General features: G+C 59.2%; 24 protein-coding genes. 13 read left to right on the top strand and 11 right to left on the bottom strand.

What is annotated here, in order from left to right; genetic code table 11:
• Positions 1 to 19 precede the first annotated feature (19 nt).
• The 4 genes from EKD05_RS17585 (at position 20) to EKD05_RS17570 (ending at position 2,278) form a co-directional block, all read left to right on the top strand.
• Positions 20 to 337 (top strand): hypothetical protein, encoded by a 318-nt coding sequence (locus tag EKD05_RS17585; protein ID WP_129675120.1) that lies wholly within the window; start codon positions 20 to 22, stop codon positions 335 to 337.
• Positions 334 to 798: a type II toxin-antitoxin system VapC family toxin gene (locus EKD05_RS17580; RefSeq protein ID WP_129675118.1), complete on the top strand. Its 465-nt coding sequence runs from the start codon at positions 334 to 336 to the stop codon at positions 796 to 798. The genes EKD05_RS17585 and EKD05_RS17580 overlap by 4 nt, the downstream gene beginning before the upstream one ends.
• A gap of 149 nt (positions 799 to 947) precedes the next feature.
• Positions 948 to 1,838, top strand: a complete 891-nt coding sequence (locus EKD05_RS17575) for a GNAT family N-acetyltransferase (protein WP_165360787.1) — start codon at positions 948 to 950, stop codon at positions 1,836 to 1,838.
• A gap of 92 nt (positions 1,839 to 1,930) precedes the next feature.
• Positions 1,931 to 2,278, top strand: coding sequence for a hypothetical protein (locus tag EKD05_RS17570; protein ID WP_129675114.1), 348 nt, complete (start codon positions 1,931 to 1,933; stop codon positions 2,276 to 2,278).
• A gap of 221 nt (positions 2,279 to 2,499) precedes the next feature.
• Here the strand turns inward: EKD05_RS17570 and EKD05_RS25830 are convergent, their stop codons facing one another.
• The 3 genes from EKD05_RS25830 to EKD05_RS17555 all read right to left on the bottom strand — a co-directional run bounded on the left by EKD05_RS25830 (position 2,500) and on the right by EKD05_RS17555 (position 4,218).
• Positions 2,500 to 2,871 (bottom strand): hypothetical protein, encoded by a 372-nt coding sequence (locus EKD05_RS25830; RefSeq protein ID WP_165360786.1) that lies wholly within the window; start codon positions 2,869 to 2,871, stop codon positions 2,500 to 2,502.
• A 203-nt stretch (positions 2,872 to 3,074) separates the two neighbouring features.
• Positions 3,075 to 3,629, bottom strand: coding sequence for a hypothetical protein (locus tag EKD05_RS17560; protein ID WP_205703969.1), 555 nt, complete (start codon positions 3,627 to 3,629; stop codon positions 3,075 to 3,077).
• Between the two features lies 1 nt (position 3,630).
• On the bottom strand, positions 3,631 to 4,218 hold the full coding sequence (locus tag EKD05_RS17555; protein WP_129675112.1) for a DinB family protein: 588 nt from the start codon (positions 4,216 to 4,218) through the stop codon (positions 3,631 to 3,633).
• Positions 4,219 to 4,702: 484 nt separating this feature from the next.
• On the opposite strand from EKD05_RS17555, the gene EKD05_RS17550 reads away from it, so the two are divergent.
• From EKD05_RS17550 to EKD05_RS17540, 3 genes are all read left to right on the top strand, one after another.
• Entirely contained in the window at positions 4,703 to 6,364 is a 1,662-nt protein-coding gene (locus EKD05_RS17550; protein WP_129675110.1) for a response regulator, read from the top strand.
• Between the two features lie 423 nt (positions 6,365 to 6,787).
• Positions 6,788 to 8,182 (top strand): ATP-binding protein, encoded by a 1,395-nt coding sequence (locus EKD05_RS17545; RefSeq protein ID WP_129675108.1) that lies wholly within the window; start codon positions 6,788 to 6,790, stop codon positions 8,180 to 8,182.
• Positions 8,183 to 8,247: 65 nt separating this feature from the next.
• Complete coding sequence (locus EKD05_RS17540; RefSeq protein ID WP_240695835.1) at positions 8,248 to 8,676, top strand: rhodanese-like domain-containing protein; 429 nt, start codon at positions 8,248 to 8,250, stop codon at positions 8,674 to 8,676.
• 106 nt (positions 8,677 to 8,782) lie between these two features.
• Here the strand turns inward: EKD05_RS17540 and EKD05_RS17535 are convergent, their stop codons facing one another.
• Together EKD05_RS17535 and EKD05_RS17530 are read right to left on the bottom strand one after the other, a co-directional pair.
• Positions 8,783 to 10,525, bottom strand: coding sequence for a protein kinase (locus EKD05_RS17535; RefSeq protein ID WP_165360785.1), 1,743 nt, complete (start codon positions 10,523 to 10,525; stop codon positions 8,783 to 8,785).
• 164 nt (positions 10,526 to 10,689) lie between these two features.
• Positions 10,690 to 11,178 carry a hypothetical protein gene (locus tag EKD05_RS17530; protein WP_129675093.1) on the bottom strand — a complete coding sequence of 163 codons (489 nt, stop codon included), beginning with the start codon at positions 11,176 to 11,178 and terminating at the stop codon, positions 10,690 to 10,692.
• A gap of 178 nt (positions 11,179 to 11,356) precedes the next feature.
• On the opposite strand from EKD05_RS17530, the gene EKD05_RS17525 reads away from it, so the two are divergent.
• Together EKD05_RS17525 and EKD05_RS17520 are read left to right on the top strand one after the other, a co-directional pair.
• On the top strand, positions 11,357 to 11,728 hold the full coding sequence (locus tag EKD05_RS17525; protein WP_129675091.1) for a VOC family protein: 372 nt from the start codon (positions 11,357 to 11,359) through the stop codon (positions 11,726 to 11,728).
• Positions 11,729 to 11,856: 128 nt separating this feature from the next.
• The gene (locus EKD05_RS17520; protein WP_129675089.1) at positions 11,857 to 12,576 is read left to right on the top strand and encodes a Uma2 family endonuclease; all 720 of its coding nucleotides are present in this window, start codon (positions 11,857 to 11,859) and stop codon (positions 12,574 to 12,576) included.
• Positions 12,577 to 12,824: 248 nt separating this feature from the next.
• Here EKD05_RS17520 and EKD05_RS17515 read toward each other — a convergent pair whose 3' ends face one another.
• The 4 genes from EKD05_RS17515 to EKD05_RS17500 all read right to left on the bottom strand — a co-directional run bounded on the left by EKD05_RS17515 (position 12,825) and on the right by EKD05_RS17500 (position 15,264).
• Positions 12,825 to 13,883 (bottom strand): permease, encoded by a 1,059-nt coding sequence (locus EKD05_RS17515; RefSeq protein ID WP_129675087.1) that lies wholly within the window; start codon positions 13,881 to 13,883, stop codon positions 12,825 to 12,827.
• A 108-nt stretch (positions 13,884 to 13,991) separates the two neighbouring features.
• A complete protein-coding gene (locus EKD05_RS17510; protein WP_129675085.1) occupies positions 13,992 to 14,228 on the bottom strand; it encodes a thioredoxin family protein in 237 nt (78 codons plus the stop codon).
• A complete protein-coding gene (locus EKD05_RS17505) occupies positions 14,222 to 14,617 on the bottom strand; it encodes a helix-turn-helix transcriptional regulator (RefSeq protein ID WP_129675083.1) in 396 nt (131 codons plus the stop codon). The genes EKD05_RS17510 and EKD05_RS17505 overlap by 7 nt, the downstream gene beginning before the upstream one ends.
• 407 nt (positions 14,618 to 15,024) lie before the next feature.
• Positions 15,025 to 15,264, bottom strand: a complete 240-nt coding sequence (locus EKD05_RS17500; RefSeq protein WP_129675081.1) for a hypothetical protein — start codon at positions 15,262 to 15,264, stop codon at positions 15,025 to 15,027.
• Between the two features lie 128 nt (positions 15,265 to 15,392).
• Here EKD05_RS17500 and EKD05_RS17495 point away from each other — a divergent pair, with 128 nt between their 5' ends.
• Positions 15,393 to 15,707 carry a hypothetical protein gene (locus tag EKD05_RS17495; protein ID WP_129675079.1) on the top strand — a complete coding sequence of 105 codons (315 nt, stop codon included), beginning with the start codon at positions 15,393 to 15,395 and terminating at the stop codon, positions 15,705 to 15,707.
• A complete protein-coding gene (locus tag EKD05_RS17490) occupies positions 15,707 to 16,171 on the top strand; it encodes a type II toxin-antitoxin system VapC family toxin (protein ID WP_129675077.1) in 465 nt (154 codons plus the stop codon). Before EKD05_RS17495 ends, EKD05_RS17490 begins: the two co-directional genes overlap by 1 nt.
• Positions 16,172 to 16,593: 422 nt before the next feature.
• Here EKD05_RS17490 and EKD05_RS17485 read toward each other — a convergent pair whose 3' ends face one another.
• A complete protein-coding gene (locus tag EKD05_RS17485; protein ID WP_129675075.1) occupies positions 16,594 to 17,391 on the bottom strand; it encodes a hypothetical protein in 798 nt (265 codons plus the stop codon).
• A gap of 435 nt (positions 17,392 to 17,826) precedes the next feature.
• Between EKD05_RS17485 and EKD05_RS17480 the strand changes: the two genes are divergently transcribed.
• Positions 17,827 to 18,771: an Rpn family recombination-promoting nuclease/putative transposase gene (locus tag EKD05_RS17480; protein ID WP_129675073.1), complete on the top strand. Its 945-nt coding sequence runs from the start codon at positions 17,827 to 17,829 to the stop codon at positions 18,769 to 18,771.
• A gap of 451 nt (positions 18,772 to 19,222) precedes the next feature.
• Here EKD05_RS17480 and EKD05_RS17475 read toward each other — a convergent pair whose 3' ends face one another.
• Positions 19,223 to 21,889: a PD40 domain-containing protein gene (locus EKD05_RS17475; protein WP_165360784.1), complete on the bottom strand. Its 2,667-nt coding sequence runs from the start codon at positions 21,887 to 21,889 to the stop codon at positions 19,223 to 19,225.
• 345 nt (positions 21,890 to 22,234) lie between these two features.
• Here EKD05_RS17475 and EKD05_RS17470 point away from each other — a divergent pair, with 345 nt between their 5' ends.
• A complete protein-coding gene (locus tag EKD05_RS17470; protein ID WP_129675069.1) occupies positions 22,235 to 22,858 on the top strand; it encodes a PIN domain-containing protein in 624 nt (207 codons plus the stop codon).
• Positions 22,859 to 22,931: the final 73 nt, after the last annotated feature.

Below are 22,931 nucleotides of genomic sequence, written 5' to 3'. Positions count from 1 at the left end.
CGCAACCCAAGGAGGAACGATGACCACCCTGACCCTTGAGATCCCAGCGGACGTGTATCAACGACTCCACGATGCGGCGCTGCGGCGTGGCGCCTCGGTCGAAGCCCTGGCCGCCGAGGTGCTGCGTACTCACCTTCCACCGGCACCCGTGAGTGAGCGTGAGCGAGTGACGGCGGTCTTACGGGCCGCCGGTTTGCTGACCGAGTTATCGCCAGAGGAAAAGGAGCGTGCGGCGCAGTCAACCCTGACGCTTGAGGAAGCGCAGGCGATCCTGAATCGTGCCGGAGGCCAGCCCCTGAGCGAGGTTCTTCTGGAGATGCGTGGGCCAAAGGGATGAACATCTTTTTTCTTGACTCGAGTGCGCTGACGAAACGGTATCTCCAAGAGATAGGCAGCGGGTGGGTGGTGGAGTTGACTGATCCAGCCGCTGGCACCGCCATTATGATTGCCGAAATTACCCGGGTCGAGGTTGCAGCGGCTCTCGCGGCACGTTGCCGCGCTGGTGCCATTGGGGTGAGCGAACGAGATGATCTGGTAAGTCTTGTGCTGCGCCATTGCGACGAGGAATACCAGCTTGTTGCCATCGAACCAACCGTCACGAGTAAGGCCGTAGCACTGACGCAGCGCCACCGGCTACGCGGGTATGACGCCGTGCAGCTCGCTGCGGCTCTGGTATCCAACGAGCTCCTGGTCGCCGCTGACGTACCCGCCCTGATCTTCGTCACCGCCGATGCTGATCTGATTACGGCGGCCCGTGCTGAGGGGTTACGAGCCGAGAATCCGAACCAGCACCTCTAACGTTTGATCAGCCGAAGGTACAAACGACCCCAAACCTCTGCGCCTTTGCGCCTTGGCGTCAACCATTGCGCCCTTGCGCCTTGGCGTCACATTGCTTGATCGTGTTGCTATAATGGCAAGCAGAACCGCGATACGTTTGGAGCATGCCTATGTCGTACCATAGCCAGCGCAACTACCGTGGTGATGCCGACCGCGCCGCCATCCTGGATCTGTGGCTGGCTGCCAGGGCGCTTGGCCAGGGCGATCCCTGGCCTGGTTTGCACGTGCTGGCAGCCGCCCTCACAGAGCCATGCGGTGCTCAGCTCTGGTGTGATCAGCACGACGAGCTGGTCGCGGCGGCGCTGCTGCTCGAAGGGAGCGTCCTTGTCTGGGCGATCCGTCCGGGTGCCGATGACGAGGCCATCGAGGTGTCTGTGCTCGCCTGGGGGCAGAGCCAGGTGGATGGCGGGGGGCTCTTTGTGCCCGTCCGCGACGATGACCTGCGCCTGGTGCAGTTGCTTGAGCGTAGTGGTTTCGCGGAGGAGCCGTGGCAGATGTTGCGGATGGTGCGCGGATTGCTCGATCCGCTGACGCCGCCCAGTCTGCCGGCAGGCTGCACGATCAGGCCCCTCAATCCTCCTCACGACCTGGCTGCGGCTACGGCCTTGCACAGTAAGCTCTTTGCCGGTGATCGCAAGCAGATCAGCGAGCGCAAGCAGCTGATGGCTGCACCTGGCTATCATTCCCAACTCGACCTGATCGCGGTTAGCCCGCAGGGCGAACTGGTTGGCTACTGTCTGGGGATGCACTACCCGGTCGCCGCGCACCACCATCCGACGCCCTCTGGCTGGCTCGAACTGATCGGCGTCGCTGCGCCCTGGCACGGGCGCGGTCTTGGACGGGCCTTGACCCTGGCGATGGTAGAGGCCATGCGTGCCGAGGGGCTGAGTCACGTGTTGCTCAGCGTCAGTGCCGACAACCTCACCGCCCGCAGGATGTTCGAGCACTGCGGCTTCCAGGTACGTCACCGCATCCGCTGGTACGTTGATGCCACGGGGTAGCTGACCCGTCTTGACGCCAAGGCGCAGAGGCGCAAAGGATACTATGCAACGAAACCCTTGCGCCCCTGCGCCTTGGCGTCAAAAGAGATTACATGAATCACGTTATCAGCATCGTTCTCTGGCTTTACGTACGCCTGGCGCTCCTCTACCCCCGTGAATTGCGCGAGGCGTTTGGCGACGAGTTCCTGGCCGTATTTGATCTGAAGCTACGCGAGGCTGGATCCAGGGGAATGCTAGCCGTCACCGCTGTGGTGTGGGCTGAATTCCGCAACCTGCCTGGCATCGTTGTACAAACTGGCTGGTCCACCGAGCGGATTCGCCCCACCTGGCAGCAGCGCGCCGCAATCTGGGCGGCGATGGCGCCGTTTCTGCTTAGCGCACTGCTTCAGGCGGGCAAGGGTCTCACCGTGGTGGGCACGCACAGCTCGGCTACCGGATAAGGATCTTTCGGCAATCGCGCCGAATTCCACCACACTTCACACACTTCTGCGCGGGTTCTCCATAAACACGCGCTATGCTAGGAGTATCAACTTACTAGGGTGCAGCAAGGGCCGCACCCCACTGAAAACTAAGGAGCACAATGATGAATGCACGTCTATGGATAACTGGCGCTCTCGGCACTGCTGGACTAGCCATGATGTTGGCGTTTGCACCCCTGAGCTCAGCCCAGGAAGCGTCTGCCGCAACAACCCCCGCGAGTACCGTCGAGATGATGGCCCACGGTCGTGGCGGCTCGGGCGGCGGCACCGGCACCGGTGTGTGCGACGAAGCGAACTTTGTGGATGCCGACGGTGATGGGGTTTGTGACAATGCCAGCAGCGGCAACCAGGGCCAGGGCAACCAGGGCCAGGGCAACCAGGGCCAGGGCAACCAGGGCCAGGGCAACCAGGGCCAGGGCAACGCCCGCAGCGGCAACCAGGGCCAGGGCAACCAGGGCCAGGGCAACCAGGGCCAGGGCAATCAGGGCCAGGGCAATGCCGGCAGCGGCAACCAGGGCCAGAGCGGCCGTAATTGCCCGTAAGACAAGCTTCAAATCCACTTGACCTTGTTTACCGTTCATTCGCAGCGAAGCTGCGAATGAACGGTAAACAATCCTGAGCGATGCTTTGCCATGTGCGAACACGGTGAACGGCTACCCCGTCGTGCGGCTGACGCGACCGTTGTGCTCATCCACGACCAGCCCAGGCTGCGGACAGTGACCCCGACTAGCGGCTTGCGCGAAAGCCCCGCTCTCTGCTAACAATCCGAGGATGATGGGAACGTGGCACGCTGATCATCCGTCGTGCCAGAGCCATCCTGGTGGGCGAGATGCCGGCGCAGCAGATCGGCGCGCTCGATCCGACCGAGCATGCGGTAGGCGTGCTCTTCATAGGCCAGAGCGAGCACGGGGATGCTGAGATCAGCGAACTGCACGAAGCACCGGTGCGTTCGTACATCAACGACCGGCTCCCAGTCACGATCGGGCAGCCGTTTCTGCACGCCACCCATCAACTCCACGATGACTCCGCTGAGGGTGAGTACCCCGAAGTGCGACCGGATCCGCTCTGTCCCTGAGAAGCCCACCGGACGGAGCACCTCGTTGGGGAATAATGTGGCGATCCGGTAAGCGCCCGCTGCGTCAGTCTGCACGTCAATGTCGTGCGCAGGCACTGCCACGCCCTGCAGCGCAAAGCTCATACTGCCGGTTAGTGCCCAGACGATGTCTGTCACAGCAAGGCGATCAGCAAGCGCCCGCAGCGCCGCGACGTGCTGCGGTGAAATCAGCTCAGGGTAATGGGTCTGGTCGCTCATCCTAGCGTATCGGCTCGCCACCAGGAAACGCAGGCAACGCGAGCAGGTGCGATGTCTGATGCAGATGGTGCTGTAAATGGACAACAATGATGCGGAAGGTGTCAAGGAGACTGTAGGTGACAAACCACGCCGCAGGCGAGGTGATGATGATCGAGCGCAGATCCAGGTCGCGGCAGCGCTCCATCAGGCTGATCAGTTCACGTTGCTCGGCGGCAAAACGCGCCATCACATCACCAGAAACGCTGGTCGTGCTGGGAAGGAAGACCTTCGGTGCCTCAACGCGCCCTTTGGCTCCGGGTAGCAAAGCCCGAATGAGCAACGGGCCAAACAGCCCCGGCAGAAGGGGCACCTGCTCCCAGAAGGTGGGCTTCCTGGTTCCCGCAAGAATCTGCTCGATCGGCGCAAAGTAGCACCTATTCACGGTCATCACATGCTCAACGCAATAGCCAATGCTCCACTCCTCAGGATGGGGTTGCCAGTTCAACTGAGCTTCGCTCAGATGCCCAAAACGCCGCTCAAACTCGGCGCTTACAGCGACAGCTTCGGCGATCAGATCCGGCAATTCAGCGGTCTCAATCGTGATTGACATAATCCCTCACTAGTCTGGAACGTACGTTTTCTGGCGTCCTCAGCCGTCGACGAATGGGGGCCACGAAGAAACGAGTAATTGCGTCACCAAGCCTGTCTTCGTATATTCGTGAGGGTTCTTCGTGGTCGGCGGCGCTACCAGAAAACTTTGTTGACACACTACGCACTTCATCGGAATATGTAGTTCACACGCGAATCAGTCGTGGGTAACGGACGTATTCCAGGTTGTGTCACCCTGAGTACCACGTGGCCCATGGGCCGTGGTACCCCGAAAGACCTTACAGGTCTTGAAGACCTGTGAGGTCTCAGGCGAAGGATCGCGGGCGTGCAAATGACATAGGCATAGGCTCGCACGCGCTACCTAAGTATAGCCTGGATCGGCCTCGAGTGTGAACAGGTACCGCCTAACGCACCCTTGCCATGCAAGGGCAAAAGAGGGTATAGTTACCGCAGTTTCCACACCTTGATTAAAGAGAAGACCAAGTATGGCCAAGCCTGTTATCTTGACGGTTGATGATGACCCGAATGTGCTCAGTGCGGTGGCACGCGACTTGCGGCGTCGGTATGCGGAACAGTATCGCATTGTGCGCGCTGATTCGGGGGCGGCGGCGCTCGAGGCGACCCGTGAGTTGCGTCAGCGCGGTGAGGCGGTGGCGCTCTTTCTGGCTGATCAGCGCATGCCCGGGATGAGCGGGGTTGAGTTTCTGGCGCAGGCGATGCCGATCTTTCCGCAGGCGCGTCGGGCGCTCTTGACGGCGTATGCCGATACCGAGGCGGCGATCCAGGCGATCAATAGCGCCGCGGTGCATTATTATCTCTTGAAACCCTGGGATCCCCCCGAAGAGCAACTCTATCCGGTGCTGGACGATCTGCTCGAAGAGTGGCAGGCGAGTCATAGCCCGATCTTCGAGGGCATTCGCCTTCTCGGCCATCGCTGGTCGCCCGAGGCGCACGCACTCAAGGATTTCCTGGCACGCAACCATGTGCCCTATCTCTATTTTGATCTCGAAACTGATCCGCAGGCCCGCGAGTTGCTCGAACAGTATGGGCAACCCGAGCCGAAGTTGCCCCTGGTTCGCCTCGTTGATGGGCGCTGGTTGGTGGCACCGACGGTCGCCGAACTCGCCGATCAGGCTGGATTGTTGCGCCAGGCGGCGCAGACGCACTATGATCTCGCGATCGTCGGCGGTGGGCCAGCCGGTCTTGCTGCCGCTGTCTACGGTGCCTCCGAGGGTCTGCGCACCGTCTTGATCGAGCGCGAGGCGCCGGGTGGTCAGGCCGGGACGAGTTCGCGGATCGAGAATTATCTTGGCTTCCCTTCAGGTCTCAGCGGGGGCGATCTGGCGCGGCGGGCTGTTGCCCAGGCGCGCCGCTTTGGCGTCGAGATCCTGTCGCCCGTCGAGGTGGTCGGGATGCGCATTGATGGGCCGTACCGCTTTCTTCAGCTGAATGATGGATCGGAAATCAGTACTTTTGCCGTTGTGGTTGCGGTCGGGCTTTCGTACCGCAAACTCGATGCCCCCGGGATCGAGCAACTGACCGGGGCCGGGGTCTACTATGGAGCTTCGTTGACCGAGGCGCTCTCGTGTCAGGCGCAGCCGGTCTTCATCGTGGGGGCGGGGAACTCGGCGGGCCAGGCGGCGATCTACCTGGCCGAGTATGCCGAACGGGTGATTATGCTGGTGCGCGGCGACTCGCTGGGGGCCAAGATGTCGCAGTACCTCGTCGATCGCATCGAGGCGAGCCTTAATATTGAAGTTCGCCTCAATAGCACAGTGAGTGCGGTGCATGGCAGTGCTCACGTCGAGGCGGTGACGGTGCGTGCCCCGGATGGGGGTGAAGAGCGTTGCCCTGCGGCGGCGCTCTTTATCTTTACCGGTGCGATGCCGTGTACCGGCTGGTTGACCGAGATCGTCCACCTCGACCGACAAGGTTTCATTCCAACCGGGCCGCAGGTGTTCGAGGAAGGTCGACGGCCAAAGGGGTGGGATGTTGACCGTGAACCCTTTTTGCTCGAGAGCAGCGTGCCCGGCATCTTTGTCGTCGGCGATGCCCGCGCAGGCTCGGTCAAACGAGTCGCCTCGGCGGTTGGTGAAGGCTCGATTGCGGTGCAGTTTGTCCACCAGCACCTCGCGCGACTGCGTTAGGTTGGGGATCGGGGATCGGGGATTGGGGATCGGGGATCGGGGGGCACCGGTTAGATTCTGCCGTCGCCCTGAGTATCACATGGCCCACGGCCAGTGGTGCCGCGAGAGACCTCACAGGTCTGTCAGACTTGTGAGGTCTGGTTGAGCGGATTCATTTCTTGAAAACCATCAGGCCGACGGGAAGTTCATTAGTGGTCTGTGAAATAAGTTTTCTGGCGTCCTCAGCCGTCCACGAATTGGGGCCACGAAGCAACGAATAATTGCGTCACAAAGCCTGTCTTCGTCTCTTCGTGAGGGTTCTTCGTGGTCGGCGGCGCGACCGGGAAATGTAGTTCCCAGACTATTTCATGCGCACAACGGCATCAAGTGGCAAGCGAATCGGGCGCGTGCTTTGGCCTTACAAGAGCGGTATGAGGTGGATTGATGCTTACAAGCAGTGAGTTGGCCGGTTTGCCTCTCTTCGAGGATCTGACCGATGATGAGCTTGCGTGGGTCTTGGCCAATAGTTACGAGCAGGCGCTTGCGGTTGGCGAGGTCTTTATGCATGAAGGCGATCCGGCCGATCGGTTTTATGTGGTGCTTGAGGGTGAATTGCAAATTGCGCGGACGCTTGATGGTACCCGCAAGGTCATGGGAACAACCCCGCGGGGCATTATCGGTGGTGAGATTTCGCTCTTGAATGCCGTTCCTTCGATGGTAACCGTGCAGGCGATTGCCCCTTCACGCATCCTTGTGATGGGGGTGGAGGCCTTTCGCCAGATGTTTGCGGCTGCCCCGACGCTCGGCTCAAAGGTGCTGCAGATTGCATCACAGCGGATGTATGGCTTTGCCTCGATGCGCCAGCAGCAAGAGAAACTCGCGGCCCTGGGCCAACTGTCGGCAGGCCTAGCGCACGAGTTGAACAATCCGGCTTCGGCAGCGCGCCGCGCTGCGGTCTCGCTCCGCGAGATGTTGCCCTCGCTGCAGGCACGTGCGTTGCGGCTTGGGGTAGACCATCATCATCTACCGCTTGAGCGTTTGACGCGCTTTCAGGGGCTCTTGATCGAACGTCAAGAGAGCCTGCCGCCCATGTCGAGCCTCGAACGCTCTGATTACGAAGATCAGTTGGGGGATTGGCTTGACGACCATGGGGTTGCCGAGGCGTATGCGCTGGCGGCACCGCTTGTTGCGGTAGGCGTCACGGTCGCTGAACTTGCCGGGTTGATTAGCGGGCTTGAGGCCGCTACGTCCACCGAAACGCTCGGCTGGATTGCCGAAGCAGCCACCGTTGATGGTCTGCTGGCCGAGCTTGAGTTGAGCACGCGCCGCGTCGCTGAACTCGTCGCAGCGGTGAAAGCCTACTCGTATATGGATCAGGCTCCTATTCAGGAGGTTGATCTGAACCGCGACCTTGCCCACACCCTCGTCGTTTTGCGTCACCGCCTCAAAGGAATCACGGTTGTCAATGAGTATAGCCACGATCTGCCGGCGTTGATGGGGCGCGGTGGCGAACTGAACCAGGTCTGGACCAACCTGATTGTCAATGCCGCCGACGCGCTGAAGGGCAGTGGCACGATCAAGATCATCACGCGCTGCGAGCACAACTTCGCCATGGTCGAAGTCGCCGACGACGGCCCCGGCATTCCCCCCGACGTCTTGCCGCGTATTTTTGAGCCCTTTTTCACCACCAAAGGCGTTGGCACCGGAACGGGCCTCGGGCTTGACATAAGTTACCGAATTATCACCCAGCACAACGGCACGATTGAAGTCCAATCGCAACCTGGTGCGACCCGTTTCATCGTGCGGTTGCCGGTGAGTGCTTCCGGCGCGAGCGCGTAGGGGTGTATACTATTGTATGGATACGCCGATGAGCACCTTCAAACAGGCTAGATAAGGATTGATCGATGCGACGGACAATGCTCCTCTTCTTTGCGCTCCTGGCCGCCTTTGGGTTAGCGGGATGCGGTACGACAACGACCCCTGCTGCGGCACCGCCGCCTGCGGCACAGGTTCCCCAGGTGGCCGAAATCAGCGTTCAGCAACTCAAGACCTCGCTTGACGCTGGCGACCCGATCTTTCTGCTTGACGTACGAACACCCGCCGAATTCGCGGGCGACGGACACATCCCCGGATCGGTGCTGATCCCCGTCGAAGAACTGGCCTCGCGGATGGCCGAGGTACCCAGCGACCAACCCATTGCCTGCGTCTGTCGTTCTGGCAACCGGAGCATGACGGCCTGCAACATGCTGGCGGCCAACGGCTTCGACGTCGAACTCTACAGCATGGCCGGCGGCATGCGCGCCTGGATTGCTGCCGGTTTCCCGTATGAGTAGATCATAACCAAAACGGTCGGGAGGGTCTCAGGGAGGGCAAGCCCTCCCTCAAAAAACCACGCACCTTCCCTTCCTCCGCAATGCAGCAAGCGCAGCTTGCAAGCATTTAAGGCACCCAATACGGGTAGATGTCCTCGCCCGTGTCGGCAAAGATCTGTTGCAGGTTGCTGCCGTCCCGGTCGATGAGGTAGATTTTGCTTTGGCGCTCGTCGCCTGTTGCGGGCGTGGCACTGAACATCAGGCGTTGCCCGTCGCTTGACCACGATGGGTTGGTTGCGTTGCCGATGTCGTTTGTCACACGCTCAGCTGGCCCACCTTGCACAGGGATGCGATAGATGTTGCTCTCGCCATTGCTGCGACGCTCCGCAAAGGCGATCATGCGCCCGTCGGGTGAGACCGCTGGTGCGCTGAGTCTGCCCTCGGTGCGGTAGAGCTCGACCGGGGCGGTGTTTCCGTCGAGCGTGAGAAGCATCAGCGCCGAACTGGTTTGTTCCTGAACCACATAGACCAACGCTGTGCCGTCGGGAAGCCATGCCGGGTGGTAGTCGTGGCTGGGGCTGTCGGCCAGCATGCGCGTGTTGCTTCCATTTGCATCCATCACATAGAGATCGAGATTGTTCAGGGGTCCGGCGTTGTAAGCGATGCGTCGCCCATCAGGGGATGGCATCGGCGTGCCGTAATTCCAATCTGGCTTCGGTGGCATCAGTTCCCGCCGCTCCATCGTGGCGAGATCGAGGCGCGCAATGCCGTACGTATCCCTGTGTTTGAAGAGGTAGACGAGATAATTTTCGGTAGGCGCAAAGATGGGCGCCACTTCATCCTGGGGGCTTTGGGTGAGGTTCCACGGCGGCCCGCCTCCCGCATCCGCCAGAAAGAGGTCGTAGCCACCTTCACGATCCGAAGCAAAGACCAGCCGACCCGAGGGCAGTTCGACCAGGGGGATGAGTGTTGGCGGCGGAGGCGTGCCTGGGCCATTTCCAATGACAAAAACGATGATCACGCACATCAAAACGAGTCCCGCCAGACCCGCCACTATATCGTCGGGCTTCATCGGTTGCCCTGACGAGCGCTTGATCAGCGGGGGAGGATCGCGCAAGATCAGCAGCGCTTGCGCTGCGCTGGCCGGGCGATCAGCGGCCCGGAGTTGCAGCAGCGCCATGATCGTCTTCTCTAAGCGTGGCGGGACGTTGGCGAGGTGACTGCTTGGAGGCGTAAGCGCAGCACCACCGAGGCGTATGTACACGTTGGGTGGACTTTGCCCAACCAGCAACTCATAGGCAATCATGCCAAGACTGTAGAGATCGCTCTGGGGGCTGGTCGTCTGACTCAGAGCTTGCTCTGGTGAAGCATAATCAGGCGTTCCAAAGCCCTTGGCCATTTTCTGCGTCACATTATCCAGTTTGGAAATGCCAAAATCAATGAGGATATAGTCGTCTGCGTTGTTACGGATAATATTCCGTGGCTTGAGATCGCGATGAATCACCTGGTGCTCGTGGCATCTCTGGAGCTGATCCAACATGACACTCAAAAAGCGCTCGACACTCTCGGGTGCCCAGGGGAGTGCGCGCACCTGATCGAGCGTCTTGCCCTCGATATACTCCATCACCAGGTAGACTTCCGAGCCCTCCTGGTAGGCACCATAAAATCTTGGCACAAAACGCAGCCCTGCGAGGCGCTGGCTGATCGTCTTGATCTCATTTTTGATCAACTCTTCCTGCGAAAGCGTCCCAACCCGGAGCTGTTTCACGGCCACACGTCGATGGGACTTCTGATCGTAGGCATAAAAGACGGTGCCAAAGCCACCTGAGGAAATGATCCCGTTTAGCAGGTACTGGCCATTCACGAGCACGACCCGCCGACACTTCTTACAGCGACCCTCGCGGTTGTAGCTGAGGGGGGCACGGCAGTGGCAACAAGTTGTGGTTTGCGTCACCATACGGTTCGAGGGAACGATGCTGGGTGCGTGTTCGCGGTGTAGCCACGCGTACGTACCCGAAGCCTTTTATCAACCGATTAAACCATACGATCCAATGTGGCAAGAATAGTATGTATGATAGCAGTATACCAGTTATCTTCATCAAGATACCCATCCTCATCTAGATCATCGCCAGCATAGCGAAAGTGGATCCCCTCCAACGCTTGGCGAATGCGTGCGGCGTAGGCTTGCAACTCCTCGCCTTCGGCGGGTGGATGGTCGTGCAAGATGCGGCGCGTGTCCCGCCAGGCATGGCGAAACCAGCGCAAGCCATCTCCTTCCGTGCGGCACGACCACTCGTGTACCCACATGTCCAGGAGAACCTCTTCAAACTGCTGGCGGAACGCTTCGGCGCTCGTTGGGGCTGGGCGCTCTGGATAACGGGCGGCGGCAGCAGCATCTTGCGCTGCCCACATCTCCAGGAACACGTCCTGCAACTCATCGCGTGCCTGTTGATCGTTCGCCTGGTCAAGTCTCGCTTGACTTTGGGCCGATAATTTCTTCTCCCTACGCTTGCGCCTGCTCATTGACGTCTCCTTCCATATGCATGCCGATCAGAAGGTGTCAGTGTTCTGCGTATCATCATCATGATAGCGCTCCTGGTTTCAATTTTCCTTGACAAAATAGATCTTTTGTGCTAAAATAGTAGAGACATCCCCCCCTCATATTGCCATCTTCAGCAAGCAGAGAGAGAGGAGCAAGACTATGCCCCGTGTGGTTCATTTCGAGATCTGTGCCGATGATCCGGAACGTGCGAGCAAGTTTTATGCCGATGTGTTTGGTTGGCAGATCAGCAAATGGGATGGGCCAGTCGATTATTGGATGACCGCGACTGGGTCGCGTGAGCAACCCGGCATTGATGGTGGCATCATGCGTCGCGAGTCACCAACGATGCCTGGGGTGATCAACACCATTGATGTTGCGTCGGTTGATGCCATGGTGGAACAGATCGTAGCTCATGGCGGTAGCGTGGCGATGCCCAAAATAGCCGTTCCGGGGGTAGGCTACATGGCGTATTGTCTTGACACCGAGGGCAATATGTTCAGCGTGATGGAGGAAGATCTGTCTGCGGTGTAGATTTAATCTAAGACCTCACAGGTCTTCAAGACCTGTGAGGTCTTAGGCATGACCATGCCGCCCCTGCAAGCGTAGTGGTAAAATGAAGATAGACGGCAAGGTTTATATGCGCTGATGAGGAGCAACAGATGGCAGTTTTGGTGAAGGATGAACGTGGACAACCAAGGGTGACGACCACCGATGTGCCGCCACTCAACTCGGGCGACCGGCTCTCACAGGCAGCTTTCGAGCAGATCTATCGTGCCCACCCCGAACTCAAGAAGGCCGAGTTAATTGAAGGAGTTGTCTACGTGGCTTCACCGGTGCATTTTGAACATCATGCCCGCCCTCACAGTGATATTGTCACGTGGGTTGGGGTTTACCGTGCGGCTACCCCCGGCGTCATTGGGGCCGACAATGCGACGGTGCGGCTGGATTTCGAGAACGAAGTGCAGCCGGATGTCTTGCTGCGCCTGCTCCCCGAGCGAGGTGGTCGTTCACGGGTGAGCCCGGATGACTATCTGGAAGGTGCGCCCGAGTTGATCATCGAGGTTGCCGCGAGCAGTGCGGCCTACGATCTGCACGACAAGCGGCGCGCCTATGCGCGCAACGGGGTCGCCGAATACCTGGTGTTCAGCGCCTACGAGCAAGAAGTCCACTGGTTTGCCCTGCGTGAGAGTGTCTACACGCCGTTAGCGCCCGATAGCGAGGGCCTGCTGCGCAGCGCGGTCTTTCCCGGGCTCTGGCTTGATCCGGCTGCACTCTGGCGGGGCGACCTGGCCGCCATGCTGGCTGCCCTGCAGCGCGGCCTCGCGAGCCCCGAGCACGCCACGCTTGTCGCACGCTTGCGTGACGGGGCGACGGGGTAAGGAAATTGCTCTCTTCCCGTTGTGACTGGCCTGGGGTGAAGTGTCAACGACCGTGGTCAGAATGGCCGCAAGCACCGGGGTGGTGCACTGCGAGGCGACGAGCCCGAAGGCCAGGCCCAGGGCCAGGGCACCGGGGAGGCCACGCCAGGTGATCCGGCAAGGCAAGGTGCCGAACCAGATCGGCATAGGCAGGTTGATCATCCCCAGCAACTGCAAGCCGATGCACGCCCTTGAACCCGTGTTTTCATTCAGATCACCAGGTTAAAGAGATAGCCGACCAGCATAATCCCGGTTGCCACGATCGCCACGAAGGTCGCGATCAGACGTGGCTTGAGCACCCGCCGCAGGATGATTATTTCGGGCAAACTCAAGGCGACCACTGACATCATAAAGGCGAGCATGGTGCCCATCGCCGCCCCTTTGGCCATCAGTGCATCAACCACTGGGATGACCCCGGCCACGTTCGAGTAGAGCGGTACGCCCAGGATGACCCCCGCTGGGACTGACCACCACGCCTCTTTCCCCATGATTCCCGCCAAGGCATCTTCGGGCACGAACCCGTGAATACCTGCCCCTATCGCGATCCCAATCACGACATAGGGCCAGACCTTGCCGACAATCTCGCGCACTTGCTCCCAGGCTTCGTCGAAGCGACGTGTCCAGGTGTACTGCTCCTCAGCGACCGCCCCGTCACCGCCGCGGATCTCCCAGACGAAATCCTCGACATGGCGCTCCATGTTCATCCGCCCGATGATAATCCCGGCAATGATCGCGATCGTCATCCCGGAGACCACATAGAGTCCGGCCAGTTGCCAGCCAAAGAGACCCAGGAGCAGCGCCAGGGCGACGCCATCAACCATTGGTGCGGCGATCAGGAACGAAAAGGTAACGCCTAATGGCACGCCAGCTTTGACAAAGCCGATGAAGAGCGGCACCGCCGAACACGAACAGAACGGCGTCAGTACGCCAAGCCCGGCCCCGATCACGTTGCCGACGCCCTCACGCTTGCCGCCCAGGGTCTGGCGTACGCGCTCTGCGCTAAAGAAGGTGCGCAGCGTGCTGATCGCGAAGATCATACCGGTCAGCAGCAGCAGGATCTTGGGTACATCGTACAGAAAAAAAGCGACCGCATCGCCTAGCCGCGAGTCAGGCGCAAGCCCCAAGAGCGCGAAGGTCAGCCAGTCAGCCAGGGGCTTGACACTGTTATAGGCGATCAGCCAGAGCGCTGTAACGCCACTGACGATCAGCCAGGCGCGGGTATCAGCGCTGCGCTGCGCTTTGGCGGGTGAAGGCAATGATTGAGCCATTGCGGATAACTCCTAATATGCAAATTTTTGAATATACCCGACACAAAACAGGGTTTTGACCAGATTGACCCGACGGGGATACGGGGGCTATGCCCCCGCAAGCACTCGTCACTTTGCCAGCCAACCGGCGATCTCGTCCTCGTTAGGGATGCGGCCCGAGGCGACGAGCACGTCATTGACCACCAGACCAGGGGTTTTCAGAATGTTCCAGCGCATCATCTCGCCGTAGTCGGTCACCTTCTCGACTTCACCGTCCAAACCGCAGTCAGCGAGCACTTTTTGGACACGCTGCTCGAGCCGTTTGCAGTTGGTGCAGCCAGAGCCAAGCACTTTGACGTTCAACATGGGATCTCCTCTATAGACAATAAGCGTAGCGGATAGGTGTCTTGCTCGAGCGCCGGGCTACAACGTGGGCAGGGGCAGTCAACGGCGAGGCTTGTTTCGGGTGCCTCGTCACCACCAACGATGGCTCGTGCCGTGTCGAGCATGGTCAGCACCTCAGGCTGCGTGATGCGGTAGTAGCTGTTCAAGCCATCGCGTCGGTCGCTAATCAGGCCCGCTTTGCGCAGCACGGCAAGCTGCTGCGAGACGTAGGCCTGCCGCTGGCCCAACTGGGCCTCGAGGTGACAGACACACTGCTCGTCGTTGCGTAGCAGATCGAGGATCTGCAGCCGGACGGGATGCATCAATGCTTTGAAGATTTGCGCGTGGCGCTCGGCGGTGGAGTTGTTCATAGGAATAGTATATGCCTTTTTTTGCATATGCTCAGTATTGTTAGCTTCACCTTTGGTAGTGGTGCGGCAACCGAATGCGTTGCTACTAGACTTGATCGGCAAAGCGCTGGGCAAGCTCCTGGCGGAGACCTTGCCCCAGATAGCGTTTCTCCCCGCCCCCGGGATGGGTCGGCGATCCGCGTTCCCCCCCGTGGGCGGCATCATGGCCCCGTAGGGGCGCAGCAGCGCCTGGCCTGCCCCTTGCCCACAGGCCTGCCTGGTGGCTGCTGCGCCCCTACCCTGGTGATCGGGCGATGCCCGTTCACGGGATTGGTTGATGACCGGATGCTCCCCGCCCCCGGGATGGGCCGGCGATCCGCGTTCCCCCCGTGGGCGGCATCATCGGCCCCGTAGGGGCGCAGCAGCCCCTAGCTCACCCCTTGCCCACAGGCATGCCTGATGGCTGCTGCGCCCCTCCCCTGGTGATCGGGCGATGCCCGTTCACGGGATTGGTTGATGACCGGGCGATCCCCGCCCACCAGGGTTGTTACCGTCTGACCACTGGCGCTGTTCGCCGGGTGCAGCGCGGTTGGCCCAGCGACGACCCGGAGCACCACAGCGGACTGCGCCGACTCGCTCAGGCCACGCAGGAGACCTTTGCAAGCCAAAAGCCGAGCCATTGACGGCCACGGCAGGAAGATGCAATCGCCCTGGTTGTTCGGGTCGCTGTAGCTGCGCTACAGATGACACCGTGGTACAATGAAGATGTCTGTACTGCGTTGGGAGGAGAAACGGTATGCACCGCACCATTGATGTCATCATTCATGCCGACGGCACGATTGAGCCGCTCGAGCCGCTTGCTGTCTCTGGTTCGCAGCGTGCGCTCTTAACCATCCTAGAGCAAGCTCCCGCAGATGGAGGTGCCGTCGTTGATGATGACGAAGTGATCGATGCGCTCCTTCTTGCCGCAGGGCTTCAGCATATACCAGAAGATATCCCCGCCGACCTTGAGCCGCTTTCAGAAGAAGCCGTAGACGCTTTGTGGATGCGTATCCCCGCTGGGACGCCGCTCTCTCAACTCGTGATTGAGGATCGCGAGGAGACCTTCTGATGCCGGTATTCTACGCGGACAGCAGTGTCCTGGTAAAACGTCACGTACCTGAGCGAGGATCGGCGTGGTTTCGTGCGTTGACCGCACCTCGTGCGGGTCATCGTATTGAGACAGCGCGGCTAAGCCTCGTCGAGGTTGTCAGTGCGTTCAATCGGCGGGTGCGCGAAGGCACCCTGCAACCTGATGACTATCGAATTCTACGGGATGACTTTCTGGCCCGCTGCCGCCGAACCTACCGGCTCGTTCCAATCACAAACATGCTGCTCAAACGCACCCGAAGCTTGTTAGAACGGCATCCGCTACGCACCTACGATGCATTGCACCTTGCCTCCGCCCTTGAAGTGAATGGACAACTGGTCGGCTCGCAACGAGATGCTCTCATCTTCCTCGCCGCTGATCAGCGCCTGATTACGGCTGCATTAGTCGAGGGCCTCCAGGTTGATAACCCAAACAACTACTCTTGATGGGTACCTGCGATGCAAGCCGTACTCGGCGTGGTTGACAGAAACCATGGTTCAATCCATAACCATGCCCCTACGGGTGCGAGGATCCTCGCATCCGCGTAGACGGCACATCGCGGCGTCGGGGCGCCGCAGCGCCTGGCCCGTCCCTTGCCCACAGGCATGCCTGATGGCTGCTGCGCCCCTCCCCTGGTGACGGGGCGATGCCGGTTCCCGGGATGGTTGATGCCCGAACGATCCCGGTTCACGGGATGGGCGGCGATCCGCATTCCCGCCGTGGGCGGCATCATCGCCCCGTAGGGGCGCAGCAGCGCCTGGCCTGCCCCTTGCCCACAGGCATGCCTGATGGCTGCTGCGCCCCTCCCCTGGTGATCGGGCGATGCCCGTTCCTTCCCCCCCCGTGGGAGGAAGATCCAAGCACGGGCCTACTCACGACCCAGGCGCTCGTCGGCCAACGGGCCACTGACCGATTCGATGCGTTGCGCCCCGCCGGTGTACATGCGCAACTCGCTGTCGCCATCGGGGATGGTCAGCCAAACCCGCCCAAGCATGAGCGTATTGCTGGTAAAATCTACCTCGTTTTCGATTTTGATCTCCGCACCGGTATCGGGGTTGCGGAAGCGCAGCGAGACCATCACCAGGGCCTGAGTCCCCTCATCCAGCCCGTCCATGTAGCCATACTTGCCCGTAACCTCGCCAAACAGGGCCTGCATCTCCGCAGATCCGGGGGTGAACACGAGAGTGTGTGGCTGTGGGTCATGCGCATTGCCGGGGGTTTCGTAGAAGCGCCATGTTGCGCCGCCAAAGAAGTCGCGCATGGCCTGGTAGACCACTTCGGCATCATCGCTGGCGATACAACCCTCGGAGGATGATGACGCTGTGCCGATGGGGCAGCGTTCCAGTGCGACCTTCCCAAAATCGAAGACTGTTCCAGAAGCATCTTCGACCCGCCCGACCATTATCCAACCAGGGGTTTCGAGCACTGGCGTAGCAGTGGCGGGGAACAGTTCCGCAATGACGGTGGCGGCTTCTGCGGTGGCAATCGCTGGGTCGGGGGGAACACTCGGCGGCGCACTGGTTGGCGCAGCGGTGGACGCACTGGTTGGTGCGGCGGTTGGCGCGTCGGTCGGGGTCGTGGAGGTGGCGGCGGGTTGGGTGCCGCAGGCGCTGAGCAGCAGCATAACACCGAGTAGCAGCGCGAGGATCAGGCGACGGGTGGGCATACTTCTTCCTTTGCGATGATCAGACGGACTGCCACGCCCTCGTGTTGGGTGACCGGCTCTGGGTTGCATCACGCTGCGGCAGTTTGACCCGCCGCCTGCAATGCTCCGACGCCTGGCCCCAGGATCAAGGCGTGCAGCAACATACCTCTACCCTAGCAAGAGCCGGTGCTTCCCGCAATACAGGCAAGCTTCCACCTGGCTTACAGATCAGGGAGATTCCATCCTTCCGTTGGTGGGGGCCGCCCGACCTGCGGGCGATCCGTCGGCCTGGCGGCCCCTACTAACAGAAGATGCAATCGCCCTACGTACGCACGCAACCGTCCTTGCGTGCGTACGACGGTTGTGGTACAATGTAAAAAGAACATAAGTTCTTTTCTGGTGCTCGTTACGCGTTCACCCGCACGGGACGAGCCGCCTGTCCACTGAGGTTACGCGATGGCGCTCGATCATGATGGCATCTTCAAGCAACTGCTCAGTTCGTTTCTCGTCGAGTTTCTCGACCTCTTTGCCCCGGATATCCTCGCGCTGCTTGACCCTGACACGCTGACCCTGCTCGCGCCCGAGTCGTTTGTGGACTTGCTTGATCCGGATCGCCGCACCGCTGACCTGGTGGTCCAGGCGCAGGGGCGCGAGGGGCTGGCGACCTTCCTCATTCACCTGGAGCATCAGGCTCAGCACGATGCCCAGTTGCCCCGCCGGATGTTTCGCTACTTCGCCAGGTTCTATGACCGGTACGACGTTCCGATCTATCCGATCGCGCTCTGTTCGTATCCCAGCCCGCGTCGGTTGGCCCCCGACCGACATCAGGTCACGCTTGGCCCCCATGAAGTGCTCCGGTTCCAGTACCTCATGATACAATTGAACCAGTTGGACTGGCGCAGCTATCTGCGCAGCACGAATCCGCTGGCGGCGGCCTTGATGGCGCGGATGCGAATGGCGCGGGAGGAACGCTGGCAGGTCAAAGCGGCATGTCTGCGCATGCTGGCGGGGTTGCCCGTGACAGCGGCGCAGCGGCGGATGCTGGCGGCCTTTGTGAGCATCTATCTCCCCCTGAATGACGCAGAGACCCGTCGGTTTGAGGCGGAAGTTGCCACATGGCAGACACCAATCCAGGAGGCAGTCGTGGAACTGATCACAGAATGGGAATTGAAGGGGCGGCAAGAAGGGCGACAAGAAGGGCGACAAGAAGGGCGGGAAGAAGGGCGGCAAGAGGAACGCCAGGCTCTGCTCCTTCGCCAACTCACGCGCAAACTTGGACGATTGCCTGAGGCCACCCGGCGTGAGGTCGTGGCCTTGACGCCCGCGCAGTTGCTGCGCCCCTCCTACGGGTGCATCTGTGAGGATCGTTGCATCCGCGTAGGCGGCATCATCGCCCCGTAGGGGCGCAGCAGCGCCTGGCCCACCCCTTGCTCAAAGGTATGCCTGGTGGCTGCTGCGCCCCTACCCTGGTGACCGGATGATCCCCGTTCACGGGATGGTTGATGACCGGGCGATCCCCGTTCACGGGATGGTCGGCGATCCGCGTTTCCCGCCGTGGGCGGCATCATCGCCCCGTAGGGGCGCAGCAGCGCCTGGCCTACCCCTTGTTCAAAGGTATGCCTGGTGGCTGCTGCGCCCCTACTGGTGACCGGGCGATGCCCATTCCTTCCCGCCGTGGACGATATCATCGCCCCGTAGGGGCGCAGCAGCGCCTGGCCTGCCTCTTGTCCATAGGCGTGCGTGGTGGCTGCTGCGCCCCTACCCTGGTGACGGGGGGATGCCCGTTCCCGGGATGGTCGATGACCGAACGATCCCCATCCACAGAACGAACGATCCCCGCCCACCAAGGTTGTTACCGCCTGACCAGAGGTAGGAAGACCCCTTCCGGGCCAGCCGCGATGCTGGTCGGAACCGTAACCGCAGGTGCCTCAACGCCTGTTGGCGGTTCGCGCATCGGCGCATCGGCGGCAAGGCGATAGCTTGTCGTGGCCTCGCTGGTGCTGTTGGTCGGGTGCAGCGCGGTTGGCCCAGCGACGACCCGCAGCACCACGCGGTAGCGGCCCGGCGCAGCCCCTGCGACAGTCTGCAACAAAGCTCGTATGCCGCCATCACTCCCCACGGTGAGCGGCGCGCCTACCGTGATGCCATTGATGCTGAGTTCCACGCTGGCTCCTGCCGGGAAACCTGCGGCATTGATGAGGAAGCTGCTGCCGGGCGCACCGTCGGGGTGGTTGGAAGCAAGCGTTGCCGTGGAGGGAAAGACCCCAATCACTTCGGCAATATACACATCAGCTTCATTTCCAGGAGTGGTAAGCTTGTCGTCTGGGATCAGATTATCGGCCCACGAGCTAAATGCAATCCATGATCCGTTGGTCGAAATCGCATCCACTCCAGAGAAACCATCGCCCTGGGCACCATCAGGGGTAACCGAGACCAGAATGGTTTTGCCAGTGAGCCGATCATGCATGTAGCCGTTGGGTGAACCCATATTCAGCGTATGCTCAGTCAGATTGGCGTAACTGTCGAAACCAACATAGCGCCCATCTGCCGAAAGCGTTGGCCCACCTGAGTCGCCACGACTCTGCACGCCCCTTGAATTGACTGAGACGAGGCTCACGGTGCCGGTGAGTTGATCACGCACAAACACATCCCGGTCATTGTTCGTATCATTCGCTGTGATTCGCGCAGTCGAATCGAAAGCAATATAGCGCCCATCAGCCGAAAGTGCAGGATAGTCATTGCTGCCGTAAAACGTCTGTGAGCCATCAGCCTGCACCGATACCCGCGTTGTCGCGCCGGTCAGCCGATCATGGACAAAGACATCACTCGATTCATTGGTATCTTCAGGCACGAGGTTGCCATCACCATAGGCCGTGAAAGCAATATAGCGCCCATCGCCACTGATTGCCGGGCTGCCACAGGCGACATTGGCCTGGGTTCCATCCGAAGCGACCGACACGCGGGTGGTTGCGCCAGTCTGGCGATCATGAACAAAGACATCATGGAGATCATTGGTGTCGTTACTTACCAGATTGGTCGCAAAGGAGATGAACGCAACATAGCGTCCATCGCCACTGATTTGGGCCTCATAGCTGCTCTCATTGGCCTGGGTTCCATCCGAAGCGACCGAGACGCGGGCGGTTGCACCGGTCTGCCGATCATGGACAAAAATATCTGTGTGGGAGTTTCCATTTTCATCAACATTTGTATCATCGTCAACGAGATTACTCGCCCACGACTCAAATGCCACATAGCGCCCATCTGCCGAGATCGAAGGATTGAATGAGCGTTCATTGGCCCATTCACCGGCACTGTTGATAGAAGCCACACTCGTCAGGCCGGTCAAGCGATCACGGACAAAGATATCAATCGAGCGATTTTCCACATAGCCAGGATCGCCAGGTACCAGATTATTGGCCCGCGAATCAAAAGCAATGTACCGTCCATCTGCCGACATCGCCACTGAACTGGATTCGCCGTTGGCTTGCACGCCATTGGATGAAACCGAAGCCAGCGTAATCTTGACTTCTGGGGTTGGCACTGGCGTAGGCGTAGGTGTAGGCGCAAATGGATCAGAAGGCACAGTTGCTTGTCCATAAGCATTCAAACCCCAACAACGAGCTGTGTCACTGCTTGTCACGACACACGTATATTCATGGCCTGCACTTACCTGTTTGATCAGCCCGAGATCAGGTGGCGCGGTCGCTTGCTGATACGTGTTGTCACCCCAGCAGCGCAGGTTACCAGATGCAGTGACTGCACAGCTATGATTCAATCCTGCACTGATCTGAACGGCATTCGTCAGATCAGCAGGGGCAGTTGCCTGACCAAACACATTCCAACCCCAACAACGCACTACGCCCTCCGTTGTCAGCGCACACGTATGCTGGAGCCCCGTACGTACCTGGGTGACTGAGCCAAGATCCGCAGGGACATTTGTTTCGCCATAGCTGTTGCGGCCCCAACAGTGCACTGCTCCACTAATCGTAACAGCACAGGTATGCCCTTCATTCACACTCACCTGACTAACTGATCCCAGATCACTCGGAATGTTCACTTCACCATCCCAATTGTCGCCCCAGCAACGCAACTCACCAGTTACGAGTACCGCGCAGGTGTGATGACTTCCCATACTAACTTGGCCCACATTGCCAAGATTGTTTGGCTCGCTGACGTAGTCATGGCTTGAACCCCAACAACGGAGCAAGCCCTCATGTGTGATCGCACATGTCGATCCGCCAACCGTGACCTGGGTGACGCTCCCAAGATCAGATGGGATCATAAGCCGCCCATTTTCGCTACTGCCCCAACAGGCTAGACGACCAAGCACATCAATAAAGCACGTATGAATATCTCCGGCACTAATTTGGGGTAGAACGGGTGCGGCAAGCATGGTTGTTGAGGTGAGCGTCGCCTTCGTCGGCGTCACCGCAAGCAATGCTCCAAGCAACAAGGTGGCGAGCAGGGTCGTGACGATCAAGAGCCGCGATGCGATCGGGTTGAGCGGTGCTGTGTGCATAGGGGAGCTTCCTTCTCCATCTTCAAGCGTAGAGTCAGATGGGCTCACCATAGCAGCCAAGAGGGATCACTTCCAGATCGCCGGCCTTCCAGGTGCCTTACGTTTCCGTAAGCCTCTGGCTGGAGATTGCAACTCTTGTGGGCCATGCCGATCAATGCAAAGCTCTGGCTGGGCCATCTGGTCAGGGTAATATGTGGAGGTTGCTCTCATGGAGACGCATGCGAATTCTTGTTGTCGTATGAGAGTGTTACATGTTTGGCTTCTGCACGATTGGTACGCTCTGGTAATGCCAATCGTGTATGTTATTTACAGAAGCTGAATAACTGCTGTGTCTAAGGAGGTAATATGAAGGTCAACTATGTGCTCATTGACTATGAAAACGTTCAGCCGACAGATGTTCAAATGCTGTATCAAGATTATTTTCATGTAATCATGTTTCTTGGCGTTAACCAGTCAAAAATACCATACGAAATCGTTTCTGTTTTTCAAGAAATGGGAAATCGCGTGAAATATATTAAAATGTCCAGTAATGGATCAAATGCGCTCGATTTTCATATTGCCTTCTATATCGGTCAGCTAACAAAAGAGTATCCAGAAGCATATTTTCATATTATCTCAAATGATGCTGGCTTTGATCCGCTTATACAACATTTGCGTGAGCGGAAAATCTTTGTCTCTAGATCTAAAAGCATACAAGATATGCCAATGTTCCGTACTTCACCAAAGGTAACAGTCGAAACTGAGATAAAACTACTTCCAGATGTTTCAGTCAAAGCGGCTGTACCGGCAGCACCTATCCCAACAAACCTTCATGATAGAATAACCATGGTTAGAAAAGACCTTCAAAACAGAGGAAATGCACGCCCTAAAACGGTTGAGGCTTTGCTTAATACGATAAACTCTTTGTTTCGAAAGACTTTATCTCAAGATGAGCTTTCGCTTATTTTACGTGAGTTGCATTCTCATTGACGTTTAGACTACCCGTCCAAGGCGGAATACGCTATGATTCGCATAGCGTTGCATGTTTTGCATGATTCTGGTC

The sequence above is a fragment of the Candidatus Chloroploca sp. Khr17 genome (assembly GCF_004138165.1).
Taxonomy (GTDB): Bacteria; Chloroflexota; Chloroflexia; order Chloroflexales; family Chloroflexaceae; genus Chloroploca.
The sequence above is the reverse complement of the archived record's forward strand: the minus strand, read 5'-3'. Positions and strand labels throughout refer to the sequence as shown.